A 25,301-nucleotide genomic window follows, 5' to 3' on the forward strand; every position below is an offset into this window, starting at 1 on the left:
GGAAGAAGAAAAATGTTCAAATCATGGAAAATTGACTCCTTCAAATTTGTTATAATTACTTTTTGAGAAGTTAATAACATATTAAGATAAACAGTAGAATGAGGTAATGCAATGACAAATTTTATGTACATATTTTGCTTAATGGTATGGGGACTAAATTTTATTGCGGTGAAAATTCAAGGAACACCGGTCAGTTTGGAATTATCATTATCATATCGTTTAGTTATGACAGCTTTTTTATTTTTAGTTCTTGTGTGGTTCCTTAAACCAAAGGGGAGACCACGTACAAAAGATTTTCCGTTTATTATAGTTTTTGGTGTATGTAACTTTGCATTAAGTTATCTGTGCCTTTATTACGCCACAATTTTGAGTTCTGCTGCCATTGTAACTTTAATCTTTTCGTTAAAAGTGATATTGACTCCGATTGCTCTCCGTGTTTTTTTAAAAGAGAAATTACATTCTCGCGTGTTAATTGGGGGAATTCTAGGGGTATTTGGAGTATGTGTCCTAATCTATCCGAACTTAAATGATTTTCAAGGACTTACTGATTTAAAAGGAATCATGATTGCTTTGTTAGGTACGTTTCTAACAGCTGTTGGTGATGCAAGTTCTACAAGAAATGCTAATAGAAAGATTAACCCTATCTATGCAAATGCTATTGGTTTTACAGTTGCTGGGGTATTAATGGGGGTAATTGTACTGTTCCAAGGAAATAAAATTATACTTCCAACAACAGTTACATATTTATCTGCTTTGCTATATTTAACTTTGATTGCTTCTTTTATGGCTTGGCTATTTTATTTAAAACTTGTAGAAAAAATTGGAGGAGCAAAAAGCGGGTATATGGTAGCTCTATTCCCAGTAATTGGAGGGGTTGCTTCTATTTTAATTGGTGAATCAACTCCATCAATTTATTTGGTAGTAGGGTGCCTTTCTAGCTGTATTGGAGCTGCAATTGCTTTAGGGTTTAGAATTCGAAGTCAGAATAATAATCTGCCTGTAAATACTAATTAAGAATAGACTTTATTATTATGCTAACGGGTGCAATAATTAAAGATGAAGATCACTGCAGCGGTCTGCCGCAACGCGGCATGCGTGTCTGTGGTGCAGCACTGATTTTGTGCTGCATGGATGGCTAACGGGGGCTTTACTGCAATAAGGAATAAAATTATAAGAGCCTAAAATATGCAAGTTTTTATACACTACTTGTATATTTCGGCTCTTATAACACATACTGCCATAAACAGCTTTCTTAATTGCCCAAAAACAGTTTACCTTCGTTTTATAAGAGAATCATGTTCGTAGATGCTCACTTTCAAATGACATTGGTTTTTATCTAACTTCCATTTAAGTGTGTCACTTAAATGAGCAAAAACTGTGTCATTTAACTAGACGGTCACACTAGTCCAGCATCTTTATTTGGCCCAGCACTATGACCAATAATCTCCCTATTATAAAGATCGACAAATAAACATATGTAATGCCAACGATTTTCAACTCTTACGTATGTTAAAAGTAGACTTCCAAATTTGGTGGGGAACCTCCGCAACTTGACAAGAGCCTCTGCGGGCATGCTTTTCCAGCCAGGGAACCAGATGGCAAAGACATCTGGCTTGCCGAACAGGCTAGCATACCCGCCTCTCCTAGTAAAGTTGCTAGAAGGATCTCTTATGCTAATAAGCAGTATGCCCTGATTTGGCGGTTAGTCTACCTGACCTTAATTTTTTTGTTCAGTTAAGTGTAGCCGTTTCAAGGCAATAATAATGCTATTAAAAGTGCAAAAAATCGTACAGCTCTTAATGTAACTCCTAACCAAAACCTCTCATAATAATCCTCAGATGCTTGCAAGAACATTTTCAAGTAGATGGCAATTTCGAGGGTTTAAAATTCTATATCCTCACAATGTGTAAGTTTATCTTGGAAAAATTTATAATTTTTCTCTATAGAATCGGTTAATTTTTCCATAAAATTCCTCCTTCTTTATTATTTAAACTATTGGATTCAGTTTATAATTATTTAATTGACCTACTAGTTAATGGTGGTTCATTAAACCAACCTTTTTTAACCAATAGTTTAAACCCTTTTTCTGAAAAACTTTGGACCTGTTCCATTAATTCATTTAGTATTTTGACATGATTCCTCTTATAACTAGATACAGCAGCGTTTTGTAAATTTATTATTCCAATAGGATTTAAAAACATTATTAGGTTCGTCATTAACTTATCTGAAAATGGAGATTCATGGACCCTATGAACGAAGCTCTCTAGTCCAGTTGTAGTACTAACTCCGTTTTCCCTTAAAATATCCGATAAAGTAGCAGCTTGATGAAATGCTAATTTCTTGCCATCATTAAATAATTGCTTTGACTCTTCATCTTTTACAACATCAGCAAAAGCAGCGCATAGAGCAACACCAACATTATTGCATTGAAGTGGACTGTACATATGTCCCAATTCTACCGCATTAAGTGGTCTCAATTGTGTAGATACAACCTTAAACAGTTTACTCTCTCTTTCATGTGCTTTCATGTATAAAAATGGACTGTTTTGTAACAAGTTCTTTTCTTTTAATAAAACTAAGAGAGATTCATCAATTTGAATAATCTTAGTGAGGACTTCACTAAAGAATTTCTTTACATTCATATCCGCTAGTTCTGAATATTGAGAAGCGAGGACCCGCATCCCATTTCCGGTAATATGCTTAAGAATTTCAATGATTAATTGATCGGTAAAAAGCTTTACTGAGGAGTTATATAAATCAACTTCACTGAAAAATGGCGTTTCATTATAACCGCTGTCATTTAATATCTTTGTAGCCTCTTTTTCTTGAAATGTAGATAATGAATTGATTTCATCTAGAACACTTCTCAAATCTTTATCCTCAGCCGTGTCAATAAGATTTTTTAAAATAATATTAACCATATTCGAACTTGATTGTAGATACCAAAGAAAGCCGAACTCATTTACGTTCATACAAAAGGCTCCTTCATTATTTATTTTCTCTTATTAGAATGACAAAAATATTGGTAATTATTCAGAGTATATTTCTAATTAATACATTTAGTCTCAATCTCAAACTTTATTAATTATTGTAATTTATATAATTTAATAAGAGTTTCTGTTAAAAGAATACTAATTAAATTCACTGGCTCTCAGGTTTCTCAATAGCTTATTTAATGATTTTCATTAGTAAAAGGCCTATCCAAATTCCTGGTATCACGCACAAAATTGGTAACCATATTGGGCCAAATAAAAACCCGAATATCTTGAAAGTTGATGAATATATACACCCCACTGTTACAAAGAAAGCACAAAAAACGAATGGTAAATAAGAATATTTTCTATTTCCTCCACCAGCATCTTTATAAGCATCCCACATAGCAAAAAAGTATAAACAAGGGTAAAACATTAGCCATAAGTAATCAGTTTGAGTAATGGCTTTTTCGATTTCTCCATGAAAACTAGAAATTATAACAACATTAAAATTTGCATTTACATTTATAAGGAATTCTAAAAATACAAAAACAATACCTTTTATTAGTTTGCCATTTAAAAATTGACCAAAGCCAGGAAGAGCAATACTCCATAGTAATACTTCTTTTGAGTTAGTCACCTAATTCAAGCTCCTTACCAAGTTTCTTATAGTGTGATTATGTCAATTGTAAAAAAGGCAATCGCACTAATCATTATTCATTAAAAACTTAATTAGTTTTTTATTTTGGAAATAAAATTTAACATTACACCGACGTAACCTTAGAATGTCCTGCTTAACATAAAAAATGTGATGAAAAGTACAGTGATGGCATTTCATTTCTAAATATTAATACTATTTTAAATATATGGATGTAAAGCCATCAGGAGGTGCTCAGCCCAATAGCGTAGATGTGTTTGGTAATCTTCTCTATGTCTTCAATGTAGGTCATACCGCAAACAATTTTGCATCCAATATCACTGGTTTTCACAGTTACAGAAGCAGTTTCATATGCGCTGTCATCTTATTCATTGAGCAACGACGGTATCCTTCATGTGATCAGCGGCTTAAAGATGAACGGCATTTTTACACCCGTAACGGAAATCAGGTATATAACTGCCCAATAGTTTAAGGAGTGAACCCTCGTTCTATTTGTTCGTAGACCTTCGTAGATTTAAATGAATATAACGAATTGGAGGAGAATATATGCGAGCAATTGAGTACACAAAATACGGACCCCCCGACGTTCTTCAACTGAAAGAGGTAGAAAAACCTTCTCCTAAGGAAAATGAAATCCTGGTAAAAGTAAAAGCGACAACCGTAACAGTAGCAGATATTCGGGCACGGAGTTTTACAGTTCCTCCCGCTTTTTGGCTGCCTGCCCGACTAACACTTGGTTTTAGACAACCCAAAAAAACTACATTGGGGATGGAGTTAGCTGGGGAAGTTGAGGCAGTAGGGGAAAATGTCAAAAGGTTTAAAGAAGGTGATCAGGTTTTTGCTGCTTCTCTTTTGGGTTTTGGTGCTTATGCTGAGTATAAGTGTCTGCCTGAAGATGGACCAGTATCTATTAAGCCCTCCAATTTAACATATGAAGAAGCCGCCGCCATTCCGATTGGAGCACGCACCGCATTGTATTTTCTTAGAAAAGCTGACATTCAGAGCGGTCAAAGGGTCCTAGTTTATGGTGCTTCAGGAAGTGTAGGAAGTTATGCAGTTCAGATTGCCAAACATCTCGGAGCAAATGTTACAGGAGTATGCAGTACCACGAATATAGAATTGGTAAAATCTCTTGGAGCGGATCAGGTAATTGATTACACTGCAGAAGATTTTTCGAGTAAAGGCGAGACTTATGATGTGATCTTTGAAGCGGTTGACAAGAGCTCGTTTTCGGCTTGTATGAAATCGCTAAAGAAGGAAGGAACCTATATAAATGTCACTGTACCGTTACCAGGTGTTCGGATGCTATGGACTAAATTGACAAGCAGCAAAAAACTAATATTGAGTCAAAACTCACCTGAAACTTCAGAAGCACTAGATTTTCTTAAAGAACTTGTTGAGACGGGGAAGTTAAAAGTGGTCATTGACAGATCCTATGTGTTTGAAGAAATCGTTGAGGCTCATAGATATGTCGAAAAAGGACACAAGAAGGGAAATGTTGTCATAACGGTGGAACCTAACAACAAATCCTAAAATATGAAGGACTATACTAATGTAGTTTGGGAGAAAGTTAAATAAAGTAATACGAGGATTTTCTAAATTAGAGATGTTTCCAAATCTATGGGGACAATTTGGAGAAGATCCTCTAGGTTAAGGTGCTCTTCGTGGGAAAATGGTGAATTTTGATTGATGGTCTATTTGAAAAGCCTTATGATTAAATTACTGAAATTTGAGGCATACGAAAAGATTTGTTTTCAACTAGAAGGACGTATGCTATCTATCATGAAAACAGGATGTGTTAGCATGAACGTCAAGGTTTCGGAGGAGAGTTATAGCCACGAGGTAATTGCAGGTGACCGTAAGATTGTTACATCTGCATCCGTTTTCGGGATTCTCAGGCAGCAACTGGCAAAGAATATTGGCATTAAGAGGATAAAGGGATTTTTATTTCATTATGGCTGGGAAATGGGTGTCAAAATTGCCAATGAAGTGGTGCAAACCGAATCCTCACTAGAAAATCTCATCAAACATGGGCCGATTCTTCACATTCAAAATGGGCATATAAGAGGGATTAAACATGATTGCTCTTATGAGTTAGATGAACAACGCCGGATCCAATATTTCTTTTCATCCGGAACATGGATTGATTCTTATGAGGCTGAGGAGCATATAAAGCATCTCGGAGTATCTAATGGTCCGGTTTGTCACACATTGAGCGGATTTGCGAGCGGTTTTATGACAACAATATTTGGAGAATCGCTTCTGTCGAGAGAAATCACTTGTGTGGGGAAGGGCGATTCGGAGTGCCGATGGGTGATGAAGCCCAAAAAGGAATGGGAAAAGGAACTTCAAGATGAGCATGAACTAGATTATTATAATGAAACACCGATTGTAAAAGAACTTGAGTTAACCTATGACCAATTATTGGATCAGAAAAATGTCGTCACTCGCTTGGCCAATTTTCAAAACAAATTGACCGAAGAGATTATTAATGGCAGTGATTTGCAAACCCTAGCTGATATGGTATTTAAAATGATGCAAATCCCCATTATCGTTGAGGATACGTTACATCGAACGATTACCTATTCGGGGCTATCGAAGGAAAAATATTTGGATTATCGAGACGATATGGAAAGTTATCTTCAAGAAAATCGATTAAGCACGAAGTCACTTTTACCCTTTAGAAAAAAAGTAATCAAAACTTCGATTCAAGAACGTCTCATCACCCCAATCCTTTTACAAAAAGAGGTAATCGGTTATTGTACCTTGCTTTATGATGAAATGAAAAATCATCATCACGAAGAGGATTATTTGTTTTTAGACCGATTTGCCAATGCAGCCTCACTCATTCTCTTAAATGAGAAAACAAAGGTAGAAACGTTTGAGAGAATGAAGGGGAATTTTCTTGAACAAATAGTAGAGGGCAGGCTGTCTACAAATGAGATCATCAATCGAGGGAAATATACTGGTGTAGATCTTGAGCAGAAATACTATCTATCGGTAGTGGAATATAAAAAAATCCAAAGTTCAATTGAAGATGAGTTTCTTCTGCAGGAACATATTTTTGAAACGACCTTTCATTATTTCAATGAGAAAAAGCATAATATCTTGGTTGGACACCGTGATGGCAACATAGTGTTATTGATTACCAATGAAACCATTCAAAAGAAAGCAATCTATGATGTGATAAAAGAATACCTCGATTATATGTTAAAAAAATATCCACAAGGTCATTTTAAATGTGGTATCAGCCATCTAGAGGATGATATTTGCCATGCATCCAGATGTTACGAGGAAGCAACCATTGCTTTACGATTAGCAGTCAAGAAGCATATCGTCCCGTTTCAATCATTAGGGATCGTAGGGGTACTGATTAACGCGAAAAATATCAGTGGGATTAAACTAATTGCTGAACAAGAATTAGGACCTCTATATAACATGACAGATCCAAAAATCCTCGAACTTCTAAAAACTTTGTATAGTTTTTTGTTGAATGGGGGAAAGCTTGAGCAAACGATGAGTGATTTGTCTTTATCGATGAGCGGGCTCCGGCATAGGATTAGCAGAATCGAAAGCTTATTAGAAAAAGACCTTCGCGATTCAGATGAAATGCATCAATTACTACTGATTATAAAATCGTTGATTGCCATAGGGGAACTCACATTAGATTAGAGCCATCCGGAATAAGCCGGGTGGTTTTTCTTCTGCCTTTTTCCACCGCTGATTTCTCTTGGATGAACAAATTTTGTCTAGTAAATTAAAAAACATAGACATTTTTTGCCCTAGTATGAAAATTACAAATTATATAAACTTTATTTACAAGGTTGAAATAGTAAAAACCTAGTTCAATTTCAAATGTAAGCGGTGCCAGCTAAATTGACCAACGGACGTTAGTCCATAACCTATTATTTTTCTCAACAATTATATCTAATCAAACAGAAGGGGTGTAGAACGATGGCAAGTTTTGTATTAAAAGGGGAAGATGTCACAGTTGAAGATTTACTAGCCGGAGCGGAACGAATTGGAAAATTGGCAGAGCAAGAAGCACTAGAAGCAGAGAAAAATGCGACTATATCACAAAATGTGGTGAACCTCATCAAAGAAACGCAAATTTCACGGATGATGCTTCCAAAAAAATATGGCGGACCACAGGCAGATTTGAAAACGTTTGCTAAGGTCGTTCGTAAGGTGGCGAATTACAATATTTCAGCAGCTTGGCTTACCTATCTTTATCCGCTTCATAATATGCTTCCAGCATTTCTTCCTGAAAAGGGTGCAGACGATATCATTCATCAGGGCGGATTAATTTGCGATATCTTTGCTGCATTAGGAAAAGCAGAACGGGATGGCGATGGTTATCGTATCAGTGGCAAGTGGAGTTTTGTCAGTGGTGTCAATTATAGTGAGTGGGTTGGTGTTGGGGTTATGATTCAGTTTCCTGACAGCGAACAACCTGTATATTGTTTGCCAATGCTAAAAACATCCGAGGTGGAAGTGGTCCATAACTGGGATACATTTGGCTTAAGAGGATCAGGCAGTAACCAAATTATTGCTGATCAAGTGTATGTCCCAATGGAGCGGATTTTGCGTTTAGATCAAGCAGAGCTTACAAGAAGACCACCGCTAGAAGAATATGACATAGACTATCCTTTTTATCATGTCCCATTCTTTCCCTCCTTCTATTTGGGATTCGGTTATATGGCCCTGGGCGGGGCAGAACGGATTCTTAAGGAATTTAAAGTGCTTACTGAAAAACGTGTGCGCTTAATGGATGGAGTAAGGGAAAGTGAGTCACCAAGAAGTCAGCGGGTATTAGCCGAAATGACAACTGATTTCCACCTGGCGGAAGCTTTGCTAGAAAAATATATTAATCTGCTAGAAAACTATGAAACAGATGGCTGTATAACTCCTCCATCTGAATTCTTTGCAATCCGCACAAAAGCGATTAAGCTTTGCACGGATATTGCCGTAAGATCTCTGTTAACTCTTGGCGGAGGTGCTCTTTATAAAGGCGGACCAATGGAATTGTTCTTAAGGGATATCATCGCCGTTGCTACACATAAAACTTCTTTATACGAAGATGCGGTTGCTGCATATGGTCAGGAGTTATTTGGTTTTAACAGTGGAGTTAGGGGTTAAATTCGAAGGGTACGAATCATGGATAACAAGCTTTATAGAAATTTATATCATAGGAGGATTTTTAAAATGGATGATCGTCAGTTTCGCAGTGCAATGGGTAAGTTTGCCACAGGGGTAACCGTTATTGCCACAGAAGTAGAGGGAGACGTTCACGGAATGACAGCGAATGCGTTCATGTCTGTGTCGCTTGACCCAAAACTTATCGTTATTTCTATCGGGGAAAAGGCAAAAATCTTAAATAAAATAAAAGAAAGCAAGATTTTCACTGTGAATATCTTAGCCGCTGACCAGCAAGAGCTTTCGATGATTTTCGCTGGACAATTGAAGGAGCACAAGGAAGTGGTCTTTGACCGCCTTGATGGAAAGCCGGTATTATCTGGTGCCGTCGCACAAATCGCATGTGAAGTATCAGCTGAACATGTTGAAGGAGACCACACCTTGTTTATTGGCAAAGTAACGGATATTCACCTTGAAGATGCAGAACCACTGATTTTTTATAATGGAAAGTACCGTTCATTAGTAGAAGTATTGCCTGTGACAATCTAAGGATGATGAGAGGAGACTGTTATGGAAACAATTCATGTAAACCGGAGTAATTTGGCAGAATGGCAGGAAAAGGCGAGGCCAAATGTGATGGCCCTTGGTTGTTTCGACGGTCTCCATCATGGACATTGTGCAGTCATCAACACCGCTTATCAAAAGGCAAGCGAAAAACAAATGCCTTTTGCTGTCATGAGTTTCTTCCCACATCCGAAAACCGTTATCTCCAATGGAAACATTCACGTCCATTATTTAATGCCGCTTGCGGAAAAAGAGACGAAGCTTCGGAACATGGGGGTCGATACGTTTTATATTGTTGAATTTGATAAAGAGTTTGCCGGATTATCGCCAGAACAGTTTGTTGCGCAATACTTGAATGGTCTTGGTGTAATTCATGCAGTCGCAGGATTTGATTTTTCATATGGCTCTCGTGGTGCTGGTAATTTGGACCGGTTAAAACAGGACTCAGGCGGTCGAATTGATGTCACCAAAGTAGCAAAGGTAGAGCTACGGGGCGAGAAAATAAGTTCCACCTGTATTCGTGAGCGGCTGTTAAACGGGAAGGTTGCAGAACTGCACGATTTACTCGGTCGATTCTATGAAACACCATGCGAATGGGATGAACAATCTTTCACACTTTACCCCTATTATACTCTTCCAGGTCCAGGAAGCTATGAGGTTACCTTAAAAAATGAAAGCGGTTCTTTTCAAACAAAAGTAGCCGTAATGAATGATGGTACAACGCTCAAATGTATCGATGTTATGCCTATATTTTTAAAGGGGAAACTATCTATTATTTGGCATAAAGAAATAGCTGAGTCTAGGAAATTAAGGATATCTTAAAAAAGGAGAGGGTCAAATGGCTAAAATTATTGCAGGCGTCGCAATGTCACATAGTCCGATGATTATGACAAATGAGGCGGGAGGCGGAGATAAAGGGCAGCACTTCCTCCAAACTGCGTCTGAAATGAAGAAGGTACTTGAAGATTCAGGAGCAGACGTAATTGTATTGATATCGGATGATCATTTCAATAGTTATTTCTACGACCAAATGCCTGCATTTACCATTGGGATAGGCGAATGTGAAGGCTGGGGAGACTGGCAGCTGCCAAAATACAATATCCCTGTGCAAGAAGACTTAGCGAAGCATATCCTTCACACCGGTTTAGACAACAATGTTGATTTTGCCTTTACGTTAAAAATGAAAGTCGATCACGGCCATACACAAGGAATTTACTTCTTAAATCCAGATTTAAAAATTCCAGTAGTTCCAATAGCTGTGAATACGTCGGCGCCGCCGCTGCCAACGATGGACCGCTGTTTCCAAGTCGGCGAAGTGATTCGTAAAGCGATTGAGTCATGGGATAAAGATCTTAAAGTTGCAATTGTCGCTTCGGGTGGTTTATCTCACTGGGTGCCGATTCCAAAGATTGAGAGTGAAAAACCAGAAGACCAATCCTTGATACAAGTCTTAAAAAATGGCCGTCAGGAAATAGACCAGCTTGATGAATATTTAAAGTTACGGGAAACAAATGTCACACGAATTAAATCAGGGCCCGTTAATGAACAAATGGATCGTGAATTTTTACGATTGATTACAGAGAAGGATTTTACTGCATTAAGAAACTGGAGTGCTGATTATATTGAGGAGCATTTAGGGAATGGCGGTCAGGAAATTCACAACTGGCTTGTCCTGCTTGGTGTACTGCAAAGCTTGGATGCAAGTGTCGCATGCTATGAGCCAATTCCGGAATGGGTAACAGGTATGGCGATCGTTCAGTTTAGTCAGCCGGTTGACCAAAATCATCCTGAAAAGGCATCTGAAAACAAAGTAAGCATTTTAGATTAGCAGCGGGAACCACTCTCGAAATTGAAAGGTTCAACAACATCAATGATGGAAAAGGTAGAACACCACTATGTAACTATTATTTTAAAAAAGGGGAGATTTAAATGACAATCTGGACAGACTTAGCTGATTTGGAATATAAACTCTATTATGTTAATGCAAACGATATTAAAACGAGAGTACTAGAAGCAGGAACAGGAGAGCCTTTGATTTTGCTTCATGGTACGGGTGGCCATATTGAGGCTTATGCCCGAAATATCCGAGGCTTAAGTGAACATTTCCGTGTGATTTGCATCGATATGGTAGGACATGGCTACACAGCTAAACCAGATCGCCCATACGGAATTGATTATTATAGCGAGCATTTATTGGGTGTTATCCAAGCATTAGGGTTATCAAAGGTATATCTTTCAGGTGAATCATTAGGAGGCTGGGTCGCTGCCTGGTTTGCGGCTGAACATCCAGAGTATGTGGAAGCAATGGTGTTAAATACGCCAGGGAACGTTAATAACAAACCTGAAGTTATGCAAAAGCTGAAGGACTCCACGTTAAAAGCGGTTCTTGAAGCCAACTATGAAAATGTAAAAACAAGACTTCAGTGGTTAATGTATGATAAGAGCCAAGTAAACGATGAACTAATTGAATCTCGTTACAAAATCTATACACAGCCATCTTATCAAGAGGCCGTTCATCATATCGTCTGCCTGCAGGATATTGAAGTTAGAAAGCTGTACAGCTGGGATCCATCATGGTGCGGTAAAATCAATGTTCCGACATTGTTAGCATGGACAGACCATGATCCAACTTCAACCGTTGAAGAAGCCAAACCAATTCAGGATATGATTCCAAATAGTGAGTTGGTTGTCATCAAAGATGCCGGACACTGGCCGCAATGGGAGAAACCTGAAGAATTTAACACTGTATTAATAGACTTCTTATTGAAAAATGGAAAAGAAGTTGCTAATCAAAACGACGCATCCTTGGTAACAAAATAATAAGACTAACTTTGAGAGCACTATTGATTGATTCATAGGTTAACATGATATTGAATCTATGAAATAGTGCTTTATTTTTTTACAAAAGGAGTTTTTACTATGAGCAATCAAGTCATACATCGTGTTCAACATGTATATGAGCTTTTGCAGCAGGCAGAAGCTGCTAAGCAATCCATTACACCACTTACTGATTTGTATCAAGAATTATCCATTGATGAGGCGTATCAGGTCCAACTTCTCGCAATTAATGAGAAGGTTGGAGATGGCCAGCGTATTGTTGGGAAAAAAATTGGGTTAACCTCTGTTGCCATGCAGCAGCTGTTAGGTGTGGAACAACCAGATTACGGTCACCTATTGGATTCCATGGAAATAAGTAATAACGGGATCATCAGCTTAGATGCCATGTTCCAGCCAAAGGTAGAAGGCGAGATTGCCTTTGTTCTCAGCAAGGATTTGAAAGGTCCATCTGTGACCATCGAGGATGTCCTTGATGCGACAGAGTATATAGCCCCAGCCTTAGAAATCGTCGACAGCCGGATAACCGACTGGAAGATTACCTTAGCAGACACGATTGCAGATAATGCATCAAGCGGATTGTTTGTCATTGGTGATGAGCGATTCTCGTTAACGGATATCGACTTACCATCGATTGAAATGAAATTGTTTAAAAATGGTGTACTGATCAATACAGGATATGGTTCAGATGTACTAGGCCATCCTGCCAAATGTGTGGCCTGGCTGGCAAATAAGTTATCCGAATACAATGTTGTTTTGAAAGCGGGAGAAGTGATTTTATCAGGGGCATTATCTGCAGCAGAAGTGGCCGAAAAAGGGGATCGGTTTACTGCTGGATTTTCACATATTGGTAAGGTGGAAGTTACATTTAAGTAAATTCCTAAAAGGGCCTTTTTATTGAAGGGGTGGAAAGGTCTTGAAATCAAAGTGGTATCATTCTATGAAAATGAACGAGGGAAAAAAGGAGAAATTTCAAGGAGGTCCTTATATGGAGCAAAAGAAAAGTGCAGTTTCAAAAAAAACATGGGTGATCATCTTCCTGTTATTTTTATTAACGGTCATTAGTAACGCAGATAAGGCGATTATTGGGTTTGCCTCAGTTTCAATTATTAAGGAATTAGGATTATCGCCAGAGCAATGGGGAGTTGTCGGGAGTGTTTTCTTCTTACTATATTCGCTTTCAGCTGTTTTAGGCGGCAGTCTTGCGGATAAAATTGGAGCGAAAAAAGTCATTGCCGGTATGGTCGCAATTTGGTCCATCGTTCAATTCTCAACAATCTTTGTCAGCAGCTTTACTTATTTATTGGTAACTAGAATCATTTTAGGGGCTGGGGAAGGACCTTCCTACGCTTTAGCGATGACAGCCGCCTCAAAGTATCTTCCAAAGGAAAAATTGGGGATTGGTTTAACATTGGTTTCAGTTGGCGGACCGCTTGGTGTCGCCATTTCAGCACCGGTCTTAATGCATCTCATCATGAGTTATGGATGGCGCTCGGCGTTTATCTCAACTGGAGTAGTAGGCTTTATTTGGATTATCGTGTGGTTATGGATCGCAAAAGAGAAAACGGTTACAGATACTGAGTTGGTTGCAACAAAAGGCAGTACGAAGTTATCCACTATTCAAAACGAAACAAAATTCACCTCTGCCTTGTTTTCGAAAAATTTCATCTTCGTTGCCTTATGTGGTTTTGCCACTTATTGGTCCTTTACGATTGGGCTGAACTGGCTTCCCAATTATTTAGAAAATGTCCGCCACCTCAGCGAAGGTACTTTAAAAATTGTCGTAGCATTGCCTTGGATTATGATTACCCTGTCGCAAATCACCTTTTCAACCATTTCTGACCGACTTTATCATAAGACGAAAAGTATGGTAAAGGGACGGATTTTTGTCCTTGGACCAGTAATGTTAGCGGGAGCCGTCAGCTATTTTTTCGGTGCAATGGTCAGCTCTAATATTCTTGCCATTGTATTATTATCACTTGGGTTAACATTTGGATGTATTACCTTGGTTATGGGACCAGCGATTCTAGTAGATTTGGTTCCACCTAAACATCAAGGTAAAATTCAAGGGTGGTTTATGGCGCTTACTTCATTGGGTGGGATTGTCGGACCCTATGTAACAGGTTATTTCATTGAACATTCAGCAAGCCCAGCCGCTGGATTCCAGTATGCGTTCCAGTTATGCGGGCTAATCCTTCTTGTTTTCGGTGGACTAGTTTGGCTGGCCGTCCGTCCTAAAGAGATTGAAAATTCAGATCTATCAAATGCAAATACATCAAATGTCATGTAAAAATAGTAATCAGCATAAAAAGCGAACAGTGCCTGGCACTGTTCGCTTTTTATACGTATCGATTGCGACCCGCTAACATCCCAAATACCAAAACCACTAATGAAATAATGATGAGTGCACTAAGTGGAACTGTCCATAAATGGGTCTGATCAAATAAATATCCAATAAAAAAGGGGCCCGCTGCTGCAAGGATATATCCAGTTGATTGTGCCATTCCAGATAACTCTGCAGCCTGACTGGCATTCTTAGTGCGAAGTCCGATAAAGGTTAGTGACAATGGAAAGATTCCTCCCAAAGCCATCCCAATGAAAATAATGCTAACAATTAAAACGGGATAGGATGAGCCCAACAGTAAACCTCCATAACCAATTATAGAGCATAGGCTTAACAGGAATGCGATCCATTTTTGTGATTGGAAACGTCCTGCAATGACAGGAATGAAGAAACTGAAAGGTAGTCCGACTATTTGGGTGATTGAAAGCAGCCACCCTGCTTTCTCCATACTCATTCCGTGACTATGCAGGATTTCTGGTAACCAAGAAATCGTTACATAAAATAAAAAAGACTGAAACCCCATAAAAATGGCGATTTGCCAAGCAAGTGGTGAACGCCAGACTTGATTAGATTTAGAACCAAGCCTTTTTATATCTGTTTGACTTCCATGATTATATTTGAAAAGAAAGGCCCACACCAAGATAGCTAGCACGACCGGAATACCCCAAACAATTAAAGCTCCCTGCCAGCCCAGGTGCATGCCGTCTGCTAAAGGAACACTAACTCCTGACGCTAATGAGGCAAACAATCCCATTGAGGTAGAATAAACACTTGTCATAAGACCGAAGTGCTGTGGGAATTTGTCCTTTGCAATAGCTGGTAAAAGAACATTTCCAACGGCTATACCCACTCCAATAAAAAGAGTCCCAGTAAAAAGGAAAAACGTCATTGGGATGGATCTTAGACCTATACCGATTAAAAGGGTGAACAAACCTATAAGCAAAGTCACCTCATTTGTTAATCGATTGGCGAGCTTTGGCACGATGGGTGACATGATGGAAAAAACAAGTAATGGCAAACTCATTAATAAACCTGTACTCCAATGTGCTAGTCCTACATCTTCCTGAATCATTCCAACCAGTGGCCCTAATGAAGTGATCGCGGGGCGCAAATTAAATGCTACAAGTATAATCCCTGTAACGAGCCAAAATATATAGGTCGATTTCGTTTGAGTATATGATTTTAGTAACTCCACTAATAGAACCTCCCACTCTTAAAACAAACTTTTTAAAGTATACCATAGTGAACAGAGAAGGAGTTAAATGTAACAGCGCTACTTCCATATTTTCAGAAGAAGGACCCCAATTTTACAATCTGGCTAAAAAGGAAGGAAGGAAGGAAGGAAGGAAGGAAGGAAGGAAAGTTTCACACGACAAGATTAATTTCATTAGACCGAAAAACAAACAATCGAGTCATGGATTTTTTACATAGGGCTTGTGCAAAAGTGATGGAGATTGCTCAAGAAAGAACCATTGATACAATCATCAATGGAAAAAATGAGGGTTGGAAGATGGAGGTTGGTATGCAAGAGACCACTAAACAAGCCTTCATACAAATCCCATCTGCCACTTTCATAGAAATGATTCGATACAAAGCAGAACGACATGGAATCCAAGTCATTGTCCGAGAAGAAAGCTAGAGAAAAGTTTAGAGGCAAGCACCTTACAAGTTCTTACCTATTAAAACCTCATCTAGAGAAATGACTCTATGATTTAACTCTTCATTCGAATCTAAAACTCCTATTACAATTTGATTGTCTTCTGTTATTGTGGCATATCTGAAATGTTTATCCCCATTAATGGGTAAAGCAGTTACCTGTTTTGCCTCCATCTTGGCAAAGACATTTTCTGTGTACTCAAGTGGTAGAAAATCATCTAATCCTTCTGTTGGTTGACCAACCCATTTAAACAGGAAATCTTTGATTGCAAATTGTTCAATCATCGATAAATTTTTCTTGAATGTTAGCTTATCCACCGTTACTGTTTTCACTTTAATCACTCCTCAAATAGTAAGTAAAGTTTATACTTTCAAATGCCTAACATCAACTGTATTACAGTGACAGAATATTTACATTTTGATTTCGGGTTATTTCAAATAAGGAATGTATATTAATCATTTTTTTAATTGCCACTGGATTGCCTTGATGAAGTTCATATTTGCTATAGTTAGTTTCAAATTAAGCTAACAATATTTTTCTTCCATTTTGAAAATATAAAAAGCCGAAAAAATACAAGTTTTTATTCACCACTTGTACATTTTCGGCTTATTTTCATTCAATAAATATACTGCCATAACCAGCATTTTTTAATTACCTATAATAAATATTATGCTGATTGCTTTTGGTTTCTTCTTGCACGACTTTCCTTTTTATTTGATTTTGATTTTGATTTTCCTCTTGATTTTGACACTCTAAATAATAGTACAAATCCCGCACTCAACATTAAAGCCCATACAAGTGCGAATTTATTACCACTTAAATAGATACCTATACTAGGTATCAACAGAAGTACGATGCTTTTCAGGTAATAATTTACTTTAGGACTAATGACGATCAAAACTGATATCATAACAAGCAACGAAGTTTTGATATTTTTCCCCATAAAAGAGTGATTAGTGTAATTTACGTAAAAGTAATACCCAAACGATCCTAAAATTGCTAATAAGGAAAGATAAAATCTCATAAACGAACTTTTATAAAACAGAATCCAAACGGCAATAAAATTAATACCTGCACATATTCCTAGTACAAATAATGTATGATAAAACGTAAAATTACCAATAGGATCTTTCATAAAATTCCAAATGAAATTGAAGTTGTAACAAACAGCTGCTACTACAAATATCTTAAAGACTAGTTTTAATGAGATCATCCTTCCTTTCTTTTTCTTATTAGAGGATCTGGATCTGGATGGCGAATCTACTCTCGCTTCGCCATCTTCATCTACCTTTTTCTTGTTCCATCCCATAATCCATTGTTTAAATCCTCTTTCTTCCGGTTCCTCTTCTGCTTTTTGTCTAGTAGCGTAATCTCTTTCTTTATATTCTTCATCATCAACTTTTTCTAATTGTTGGTTCGAATTTGAATGAAAATCCAATGTCTATTCACCTCGAAAATATTTTTTAATTATTATAAACTTATTTTAGATACAAGTCGTAATTTCTAAGCTCCTTTTTTAATAGAACGTTCCCTCAAGTGTACCACTATTAATTTAGTTTAGCAGATCCACTTTTTTCTACGGCTTACAAAAGGGAACATTAATAAAAAAATGAAAATGAGTTGAGGACATATGTCCTATCCAAACTACTTGAATATATCCTTTAATATAGATAAGAAATCTAAATTAGGGGAGAAAAGTATGAAGGGGATTATCTTTGCATTTTTAGGCGGGGCATTTATTACCCTGCAAGGGATTGCCAATACACGGATTAGTGAAGACATTGGCACGTGGCAAGCAGCAACTATTACCCAGTTTACTGGTTTTATAATGGCTCTCATTATTTTCATGATCGTTCGAGACGGTAAAGGGCAAGGCTTCAAACAAGTGAAGCCGTTATATTTGATTGGGGGCGCCTTTGCAGCGATTGTTATTTTCAGTAATGTCACCTCTATTCAGAGAATCGGTGTGACCCTAAGTATATCGGCGATCCTGATAGCACAGCTTACGCTGACATTTATCATAGACAGTAACGGATGGTTTGGTCTGGAAAAGCAGAAGATGAAGCTGCCACAGTTTATCGGTATTGGGATGATGATCATTGGTGTGGTGATACTAAGGACTTAATAAGTGTCTTTTGGAATGTAGAAGGTGAAAGGCGGAGGGTGAATAAGAGTGAAAGAACTGAATGATCAGGAGCAATTGGACGCGTATATCCAGACATATCAACTAGAATCGATCTTTCATGAACCATTAATTCCCCATTTGTCGCTGTACAGCTTTGAGCAAGGCGAGCTCATTTGTTCCCAGGGTGAAGCATCACAGTATTTGTATGTACTAGTAAAAGGGAAGGTTAAAATCTACACCAGCTCGCCAGAAGGTAATACACTCATTCTTTCTTTTAAGAAGCCGCTTGAAGTGATCGGCGATATTGAGTATGTACGGGGCATTGAAATTATTAACACAGTTGAGGCGGTATCGCCTGTTTGGATGATTGGCATTCACCATCGCTGGTTAAAGAAATATGGAAGTGACCATGCACCGCTCCTGCAATTTTTATTGGATATTATTACGAGGAAATTCCATCTGAAAAACAATTCAATGAGCTTTAATATCATGTATCCCGTTGAGGTGCGCTTGGCTAGTTATCTATTGTCTGTTTCCTTTGATGAAGCCGATTCACTTAATAAAAACCAACTTAGCATCAGTATCAAGGATGCAGCTAATTTAATTGGCACGAGCTATCGTCATTTAAATCGGGTCATCACGCAAATATGTGCGGAAGGTCTGATTGAGCGTAATCGAGGTTCCATCCTTGTTAAAGACAGGAATGGATTAAGGGAACTCGCAGGGGATAACATCTACGAATAACTTTGAAAAATATCAACACAGGGGAGAGAAGAGTATGATTCTAGGATTATTATTTGCGATTATTGCCGGTGCGCTGGTAGCTTTGCAAAATATTTTTAACAGTAAGGTCAATGAACGGGCGGGATCTTGGGCAACGACAACTTTAGTTTTAGGAATGGGTTTCCTTGCTTCATTGACGTTTGGGCTCCTCTTTGAAGGGGGAAAGTTATTTCACTTGCAAAATATGCAGACTTGGTACTGGTTCAGCGGTCTGATCGGAGTGGGAGTGGTTGTTTGTCTCGTTCAAGGGATCAAGCGGCTGGGACCAACCTATGCCATCGCTATCGCACTGACATCACAACTCGTGGTTGCTCTATTAGGGGACACATTAGGATGGCTAGGTCTTAATAAAGTTCCATTTACGTTCAATCAGTTGATCGGTGTGCTGGTTATTGTTGGTGGGATTATTGTCTTTAAATTTGGCGGAAGCGGTGAGGGTCATAAGGTACCAAAACTCACTTGGCCTTTTGCGAAAGGGAATAAAATATCTGAACTTCAAAAGTAATTAAAGAGGGGTACAACTAAACAAACGTTTGAAACAAACCAAAGAAAGAATGAACTTGCAGATAGATCAATTCCATTTGCGAAATGCCCAAAATAAGCCGTTCCTGTACAAGACATAAATCTTGTACAGGAACGGCTTATTTTGTTTAATCATACCACCTCCAAAAAAGCAAGAAAGTATTAATTATTTAAAAAATATTTTTTTATTTTAGACTTTTTGTAGTTTTTTGTGTAAACAAGTAGGTTTGCTAATAGAGTAAAAACATAACCTGCAAAGTGTTCTGATTAAGATACAAAACATGCTTACAACAAATAAGGGGGAGTTTTTCTATGAAAAGATTTGGGTTGGCTACACAAATATTTATTGCGCTTATACTTGGGATTATCGTTGGTGTCATTTTTTACGGTAACGAGACGGCGATAGCCATTTTAGGTCCTATGGGGGACATTTTTATCCATCTGATTAAGATGATTGTAGTGCCAATTGTCATCGCTGCATTAATCGTATCAATAGCCGGTGTGGGCGACATCAAAAAATTAGGAAAGTTAGGCGGAAAAACTCTACTTTATTTTGAAAGCGTTACAACTTTGGCTATTGCGATTGGATTATTGGCGGCAAATCTATTTCAGCCTGGAGCAGGTGTAGATACGGGCAGTCTTAAGGCAAATGACATTTCAAAGTATGAAGAAACAATGAAAACGACTGGAACTCCGAGTGTAGCAGATACGATTGTGCATCTTGTTCCGACAAACGTATTTGAATCTATCACTAAAGGTGATTTACTTCCAATTATTTTCTTTATTGTTTTCTTAGGATTGGGAATTGCAGCAATTGGGGAAAAAGGAAAGCCTGTTCTGACATTTTTTGAAGGTATATTAGAAGCGATGTTTTGGGTAACGAATCTTATTATGAAATTTGCCCCTGTTGGAGTATTTGCACTCATTGGGGTGAACGTTGCAAAATTTGGCGCTGCCTCGTTACTTCCTTTGGGAAAACTGGTGCTGGCTGTTTATGTAACAATGATATTTTTTGTGCTCGTGGTTCTTGGCGTCATTGCGAAAATCTCTGGTACCAGCATTTTTCTTCTCATGAAGGTATTAAAAGACGAGCTTATTCTGGCGTTTACAACCGCAAGCTCTGAAGCTGTTTTACCAAGACTTATGGATAAGATGGAGAAATTTGGCTGCCCAAAATCAATCACTTCATTTGTAATCCCGACTGGATATACCTTTAACTTGGATGGCTCATCCATCTATCAGGCTCTTGCTTCACTTTTCGTAGCACAAATGTATGGAATTCATTTATCCATCATGCAGCAAATTACGTTGCTGCTTGTGTTAATGCTTACATCAAAAGGAATGGCTGGTGTTCCTGGTGCGTCGTTTGTGGTCCTTTTAACCACACTCGGTACAATGGGAATTCCTATAGAAGGCGTTGCTTTCATTGCAGGTATTGATCGTATTCTGGATATGATTAGGACTGCAGTTAACGTACTGGGAAATTCATTGGCGACAATCGTGATGTCAAAATGGGAAGGGCAATTTGACCAAGAAAAAGCAAATCAATATGTGGACTCCTTTAAAGAGTCTAAAGAGTCAAATGTAGCATAATTTTATTGAGCATAGGAGGGAGTACCATGTCAGCTACCAAGGAAAGTACTCAAGTACGAATAGAAAAGGACTTTTTAGGATCAAAAGAAATCCCGGCAGATGCTTATTACGGCATACAAACTCTAAGGGCAGTTGAAAATTTCCCGATTACAGGCTATCGTGTTCACGAACAGTTAATTAAAGCGTTGGCAATTGTCAAAAAAGGCGCTGCTTTAGCCAATATGGATTCAACACGGTTATATGAAGGAATCGGCAAGGTCATTGTTCAGGCTGCAGAGGAAATAATAGTTGGTAAGTGGCATGAACAATTTATCGTGGACCCCATTCAAGGTGGTGCAGGAACATCCATGAATATGAATATGAATGAAATCATTGCAAACCGTGCACTTGAATTACTTGGGAAAGAAAAAGGCGAGTACAAGCATGTGAGTCCGAATAGTCATGTGAATATGTCTCAATCTACAAATGATGCGTTTCCGACCGCGATCCATATTGCTACACTTCAGTTAATGGAAAAGCTATTGGATACGATGCATCAAATGCTGGCCGTTTTCAAACAGAAAGCGCAGCAATTTGATCATGTAATTAAAATGGGACGAACCCATCTTCAGGATGCCGTGCCAATCCGTCTTGGCCAGGAGTTTGAAGCCTACAGCCGTGTCCTAGAGCGCGATATAAAACGGATCCAGCAATCACGTCAGCACTTATATGAAATCAATATGGGGGCAACGGCAGTGGGTACAGGTTTAAATGCAGATCCCCGTTATATCGAAAATGTGGTTAAGCACATAGCCGCTATTTCCGAATTGCCGCTTTTTGGGGCTGAACATCTTGTCGATGCCACTCAAAATACGGATGCTTACACGGAGGTATCGGCCGCACTGAAAGTATGTATGATGAACATGTCCAAAATCGCCAATGATTTAAGGTTAATGGCATCAGGTCCCCGTGCAGGACTTGGGGAAATCACCTTACCAGCTCGTCAGCCTGGTTCATCTATTATGCCGGGGAAGGTGAACCCGGTCATGGCGGAGCTGATCAACCAGGTTGCCTTTCAAGTTATTGGCAATGATCATACCATTTGCCTGGCTTCCGAAGCAGGGCAGCTTGAATTAAATGTAATGGAACCTGTGCTTGTCTTTAACTTGCTTGAATCAATCAGCATCATGAACAATGCATTCCGTACGTTTACGGATTACTGCTTGGCAGGGATTGAAGCAAATACGGAACAGTTAAAAGAATATGTTCAAAAAAGTGTGGGAGTCATTACCGCTGTTAATCCCCATATTGGATATGAAGTAGCAGCACGTATTGCAAGAGAGGCGATTTTAACAGGTAAACCAGTACGTGAATTATGCTTGCAATATGATGTATTGACAGAGGAAGAGCTTGATCTGATTTTAAACCCTTACGAAATGACAAACCCAGGCATTTCCGGAGCATCGCTTTTGGACAGAGGATAAACTGTATCTTTTAACAACGAAGTTGTCTTTTGTTTTTCAGCATTGTATACTTTTCTAAACCTCATAACGAATTCAATATAGGTGGTATTTGCCTGTGTTGGATTCGTTATTTATGTTTATATCTGTTTAAAATCTTAGGAAGTGAATCTTTTGAAAATCAATCAATTGTTTGAGAAGAATTTATATACTTTCATTTTTGTTATCGTTGCTGTTCCGTTAGCGGGAGAGCTAAAATTTTATCCTTTTCATGATACCTTCCGTGTTAGTCTGGGTACGCCCATTATATTCTTTTTACTATTATTTTTGCGGGGCATTTCACCTATTTTACTAGGTATTGGCACGGCGCTGTCTATTTTTTCCGTTCGGGTAGGATTGGACTGGCTTACACAGGATCATTTCGATTTGTTCGCTTCCGTACAAACACGCTATCCTTCCTCCCTTTATTATTTTGCGTACGTGGTCCTGTTTTACTTATTAAAAATAAATCAGTTCCACAACCGTCCTTGGATTATAGGAGTATTAGGCATTACCATTGAAATCATAGCCAGTTTAACGGAACTGATGTTTCGGCATGTGGCTGTTGGAGACTATCTGACTTTGTCAAAACTAGCCCAGATCTTTATCATAGCCATTTTCCGAAGCTTTTTTGTGCTTTCCTTCTTTAGTATGATGAAGTTATATGAAGGAAAAATAAGAGAGAGGCAAATTCGTCAAAAGAATCAGTATTTATTAATGTTGTTATCCAATTTGTATGTGGAATCCGTTCAGCTAAAAAAAGTATTGCAAAACGCGGAAAATACTACAATCACATCGTACGATTTATATCGGGACTTAAATAATCATATGAAACAAACAGGAATTTCCTTGGAGGAATTTAGCAAAAGGGCTTTACGGATTGCTGGAGAAGTACATGATATAAAAAAAGACAATCAACGGATTTTTGCAGGACTATTCAAGTTGATTGAAGATGAAAAGTTTTCAGATTACATGGATATACATGAACTTGTCCTGATCATTATTAGAACAAATGAAAAATACGCAAGCTCATTAGGAAAGAAGATTGAATTTCGCTATAAAATTAATGGTGAACATCCGGAATATCATGCATATCTCGTTTTATCGTTGATCAATAATTTAGTGGCAAATGCGGTAGAAGCTATTAAGGAGAAAGGAACAATAGCTATTTATTTAATGCTGGTAAATCAGTTTGTATGGTTTCAAGTAGAGGATAATGGTCCCGGAGTTCCCGAAAAGTATAAAAGCTTGATTTTTAAACCAGGGTATACTTTAAAATTTGATCAGGCAGGCACGCCATCAACAGGTATTGGTCTTTCCTATGTACAAGAAATTACCGAAGAACTTGGGGGATGTGTTGATCTCCAAAATACTGTAGAAAATTCGGGAGCACTTTTTACCATAAAAATTCCGATATATAGCCTAGTTGAAAGAGGGTAAACTTTATGAATTTTTATATCGTTGATGATGATGAGGTGCATCGTTCCATGCTGGCACAAATAATCGAGGATGAGGATCTGGGAGATATTATTGGAGAAGCCGAAGATGGCTTCATGCTCGAAAAAAACTTAATGATCCTTAAGCATGTGGATATTCTATTTATCGATTTGTTAATGCCTGTTTGTGATGGACTTGAAACCATTCGCCGCTTAAAAGGGGAATTCTCAGGTAAAATTATTATGATTTCACAAGTGGAATCAAAAGAATTAATAGGTGAAGCCTATACCCTTGGTGTTGAGTATTATATTTCAAAACCAATTAATCGCATTGAAGTGTTAAGCGTTATTCGAAAAGTAATGGAGCGAATCCAGTTAGAAAAGTCGATTTCAGAGATTCAAAAATCATTAAATACCGTGTTTAATTTACAGCAGCCAAAACAGGAAACGGCAAATGTATTGAAGAAAACTAGTATTGTAACAGCTGGAGAGTTTCTCTTATCTGAATTAGGTATCTTAGGTGAAAGCGGCAGCAAAGATTTACTGGATATCCTCCAATATTTAGATCAATATGAACAATATCATACGTTCGAACAATTTCCTCCGCTTAAAGAGATTTTTGTGCAAATTACTTTAAAAAAGCTTGGGACGCCCGCGGCACAAATTGATATCCAGCGGGAAGTAAAAGCCTCTGAACAACGGGTACGAAGAGCGATTTACCAATCGTTAAATCATTTAGCTTCGCTCGGTTTATCAGATTTCTCCAACGCTAAGTTTGAAAATTATGCTTCTAAGTTTTTTGATTTTACGATTGTACGCAAGAAGATGACAGAATTACAAAAGAATCCTAAAGCTACTGCTTCCAGTACACGAATTAATACGAAAAAATTTATTCAAGTTCTTTATTTCGAATCGAAGAGGCTCATTCAAGAGGATTAATTAGCAGAACTCTAAAATGGCCTTTTTTTCTTTTTTATGTGCTTCTGGCTATAGATGAAGGCACCCCAAATTGGAACCTTTAAATTATTAACAAATAAAGGTTACCTCTTCCTCCTGCTTACCTGTCTTATGTAGAGTGATTCCCAGTTAAATTTATAATATATCAAATATTCGGTAATGAGTATAAATTACCTTTGTTAGTTTTTGTAGTATTTTGTCGTTCGATGTATATCAACTCTTATATTACGAATAGGGAATC

Annotated in this window: 24 protein-coding genes and 2 pseudogenes; 19 read left to right on the plus strand and 7 right to left on the minus strand. The window is 38.0% G+C overall.

Annotated elements, in window-relative coordinates:
• The first annotated feature begins 111 nt into the window (after positions 1–111).
• A complete protein-coding gene (locus ACSU6B_RS27255; RefSeq protein ID WP_410889509.1) occupies positions 112–1,014 on the plus strand; it encodes a DMT family transporter in 903 nt (300 codons plus the stop codon).
• A 385-nt stretch (positions 1,015–1,399) separates the two neighbouring features.
• Here ACSU6B_RS27255 and ACSU6B_RS27260 read toward each other — a convergent pair.
• The 4 genes and pseudogenes from ACSU6B_RS27260 to ACSU6B_RS27275 form a co-directional block, all read right to left on the minus strand.
• A pseudogene (locus ACSU6B_RS27260) lies at positions 1,400–1,513 on the minus strand (IS3-like element IS655 family transposase); the annotation flags it as partial.
• A gap of 236 nt (positions 1,514–1,749) precedes the next feature.
• Positions 1,750–1,854 carry a spore germination protein gene (locus ACSU6B_RS27265; RefSeq protein ID WP_410889529.1) on the minus strand — a complete coding sequence of 35 codons (105 nt, stop codon included), beginning with the start codon at positions 1,852–1,854 and terminating at the stop codon, positions 1,750–1,752.
• 158 nt (positions 1,855–2,012) lie between these two features.
• Positions 2,013–2,972 carry a DUF3231 family protein gene (locus ACSU6B_RS27270; protein WP_410889510.1) on the minus strand — a complete coding sequence of 320 codons (960 nt, stop codon included), beginning with the start codon at positions 2,970–2,972 and terminating at the stop codon, positions 2,013–2,015.
• Positions 2,973–3,168: 196 nt separating this feature from the next.
• A complete protein-coding gene (locus ACSU6B_RS27275; RefSeq protein ID WP_410889511.1) occupies positions 3,169–3,612 on the minus strand; it encodes a hypothetical protein in 444 nt (147 codons plus the stop codon).
• A gap of 223 nt (positions 3,613–3,835) precedes the next feature.
• Between ACSU6B_RS27275 and ACSU6B_RS27280 the strand changes: the two are divergent.
• From ACSU6B_RS27280 to ACSU6B_RS27325, 10 genes and pseudogenes are all read left to right on the plus strand, one after another.
• Positions 3,836–3,961 (plus strand): annotated as a pseudogene (locus tag ACSU6B_RS27280) (lactonase family protein); the annotation flags it as partial.
• Positions 3,962–4,176: 215 nt separating this feature from the next.
• Entirely contained in the window at positions 4,177–5,163 is a 987-nt protein-coding gene (locus ACSU6B_RS27285; protein ID WP_410889512.1) for an NAD(P)-dependent alcohol dehydrogenase, read from the plus strand.
• A gap of 270 nt (positions 5,164–5,433) precedes the next feature.
• Positions 5,434–7,302 carry a V4R domain-containing protein gene (locus tag ACSU6B_RS27290; protein ID WP_410889513.1) on the plus strand — a complete coding sequence of 623 codons (1,869 nt, stop codon included), beginning with the start codon at positions 5,434–5,436 and terminating at the stop codon, positions 7,300–7,302.
• A gap of 282 nt (positions 7,303–7,584) precedes the next feature.
• On the plus strand, positions 7,585–8,769 hold the full coding sequence (locus ACSU6B_RS27295; RefSeq protein ID WP_410889514.1) for an acyl-CoA dehydrogenase family protein: 1,185 nt from the start codon (positions 7,585–7,587) through the stop codon (positions 8,767–8,769).
• Positions 8,770–8,835: 66 nt separating this feature from the next.
• Complete coding sequence (locus ACSU6B_RS27300; protein WP_410889515.1) at positions 8,836–9,315, plus strand: flavin reductase family protein; 480 nt, start codon at positions 8,836–8,838, stop codon at positions 9,313–9,315.
• 21 nt (positions 9,316–9,336) lie between these two features.
• Positions 9,337–10,152, plus strand: coding sequence for a bifunctional riboflavin kinase/FMN adenylyltransferase (locus ACSU6B_RS27305; RefSeq protein WP_410889516.1), 816 nt, complete (start codon positions 9,337–9,339; stop codon positions 10,150–10,152).
• Positions 10,153–10,168: 16 nt separating this feature from the next.
• Complete coding sequence (locus tag ACSU6B_RS27310; RefSeq protein WP_410889517.1) at positions 10,169–11,158, plus strand: hypothetical protein; 990 nt, start codon at positions 10,169–10,171, stop codon at positions 11,156–11,158.
• A gap of 101 nt (positions 11,159–11,259) precedes the next feature.
• Complete coding sequence (locus ACSU6B_RS27315) at positions 11,260–12,150, plus strand: alpha/beta fold hydrolase (RefSeq protein WP_410889518.1); 891 nt, start codon at positions 11,260–11,262, stop codon at positions 12,148–12,150.
• Between the two features lie 99 nt (positions 12,151–12,249).
• Positions 12,250–13,041 (plus strand): 2-keto-4-pentenoate hydratase, encoded by a 792-nt coding sequence (locus ACSU6B_RS27320; protein ID WP_410889519.1) that lies wholly within the window; start codon positions 12,250–12,252, stop codon positions 13,039–13,041.
• A gap of 112 nt (positions 13,042–13,153) precedes the next feature.
• Positions 13,154–14,455: an MFS transporter gene (locus tag ACSU6B_RS27325; RefSeq protein ID WP_410889520.1), complete on the plus strand. Its 1,302-nt coding sequence runs from the start codon at positions 13,154–13,156 to the stop codon at positions 14,453–14,455.
• Between the two features lie 49 nt (positions 14,456–14,504).
• Here ACSU6B_RS27325 and ACSU6B_RS27330 read toward each other — a convergent pair whose 3' ends face one another.
• Positions 14,505–15,704, minus strand: coding sequence for a CynX/NimT family MFS transporter (locus ACSU6B_RS27330; RefSeq protein WP_410889521.1), 1,200 nt, complete (start codon positions 15,702–15,704; stop codon positions 14,505–14,507).
• A gap of 219 nt (positions 15,705–15,923) precedes the next feature.
• Between ACSU6B_RS27330 and ACSU6B_RS27335 the strand changes: the two genes are divergently transcribed.
• Positions 15,924–16,148 carry an IS200/IS605 family accessory protein TnpB-related protein gene (locus tag ACSU6B_RS27335; RefSeq protein WP_410889522.1) on the plus strand — a complete coding sequence of 75 codons (225 nt, stop codon included), beginning with the start codon at positions 15,924–15,926 and terminating at the stop codon, positions 16,146–16,148.
• 23 nt (positions 16,149–16,171) lie between these two features.
• Here ACSU6B_RS27335 and ACSU6B_RS27340 read toward each other — a convergent pair whose 3' ends face one another.
• Together ACSU6B_RS27340 and ACSU6B_RS27345 are read right to left on the minus strand one after the other, a co-directional pair.
• Entirely contained in the window at positions 16,172–16,498 is a 327-nt protein-coding gene (locus ACSU6B_RS27340) for a hypothetical protein (RefSeq protein WP_410889523.1), read from the minus strand.
• 335 nt (positions 16,499–16,833) lie between these two features.
• Positions 16,834–17,604 carry a hypothetical protein gene (locus ACSU6B_RS27345; protein WP_410889524.1) on the minus strand — a complete coding sequence of 257 codons (771 nt, stop codon included), beginning with the start codon at positions 17,602–17,604 and terminating at the stop codon, positions 16,834–16,836.
• A gap of 261 nt (positions 17,605–17,865) precedes the next feature.
• On the opposite strand from ACSU6B_RS27345, the gene ACSU6B_RS27350 reads away from it, so the two are divergent.
• The 7 genes from ACSU6B_RS27350 (at position 17,866) to ACSU6B_RS27380 (ending at position 25,042) form a co-directional block, all read left to right on the plus strand.
• Positions 17,866–18,291, plus strand: a complete 426-nt coding sequence (locus ACSU6B_RS27350; RefSeq protein WP_215007091.1) for a DMT family transporter — start codon at positions 17,866–17,868, stop codon at positions 18,289–18,291.
• 48 nt (positions 18,292–18,339) lie between these two features.
• Entirely contained in the window at positions 18,340–19,035 is a 696-nt protein-coding gene (locus tag ACSU6B_RS27355) for a Crp/Fnr family transcriptional regulator (RefSeq protein ID WP_410889525.1), read from the plus strand.
• A gap of 34 nt (positions 19,036–19,069) precedes the next feature.
• Positions 19,070–19,579, plus strand: coding sequence for a DMT family transporter (locus ACSU6B_RS27360; RefSeq protein WP_215007087.1), 510 nt, complete (start codon positions 19,070–19,072; stop codon positions 19,577–19,579).
• Positions 19,580–19,908: 329 nt separating this feature from the next.
• Entirely contained in the window at positions 19,909–21,189 is a 1,281-nt protein-coding gene (locus ACSU6B_RS27365) for a cation:dicarboxylate symporter family transporter (RefSeq protein WP_410889526.1), read from the plus strand.
• A 26-nt stretch (positions 21,190–21,215) separates the two neighbouring features.
• Entirely contained in the window at positions 21,216–22,652 is a 1,437-nt protein-coding gene (gene aspA / locus ACSU6B_RS27370) for an aspartate ammonia-lyase (protein WP_410889527.1), read from the plus strand.
• A gap of 141 nt (positions 22,653–22,793) precedes the next feature.
• Positions 22,794–24,107 (plus strand): sensor histidine kinase, encoded by a 1,314-nt coding sequence (locus tag ACSU6B_RS27375; protein WP_410889528.1) that lies wholly within the window; start codon positions 22,794–22,796, stop codon positions 24,105–24,107.
• A gap of 5 nt (positions 24,108–24,112) precedes the next feature.
• On the plus strand, positions 24,113–25,042 hold the full coding sequence (locus tag ACSU6B_RS27380; protein ID WP_215007079.1) for a response regulator: 930 nt from the start codon (positions 24,113–24,115) through the stop codon (positions 25,040–25,042).
• Positions 25,043–25,301 lie beyond the last annotated feature (259 nt).

This window comes from Neobacillus sp. C211, from assembly GCF_051842875.1.
Lineage (GTDB): Bacteria > Bacillota > Bacilli > Bacillales > Cytobacillaceae > Neobacillus.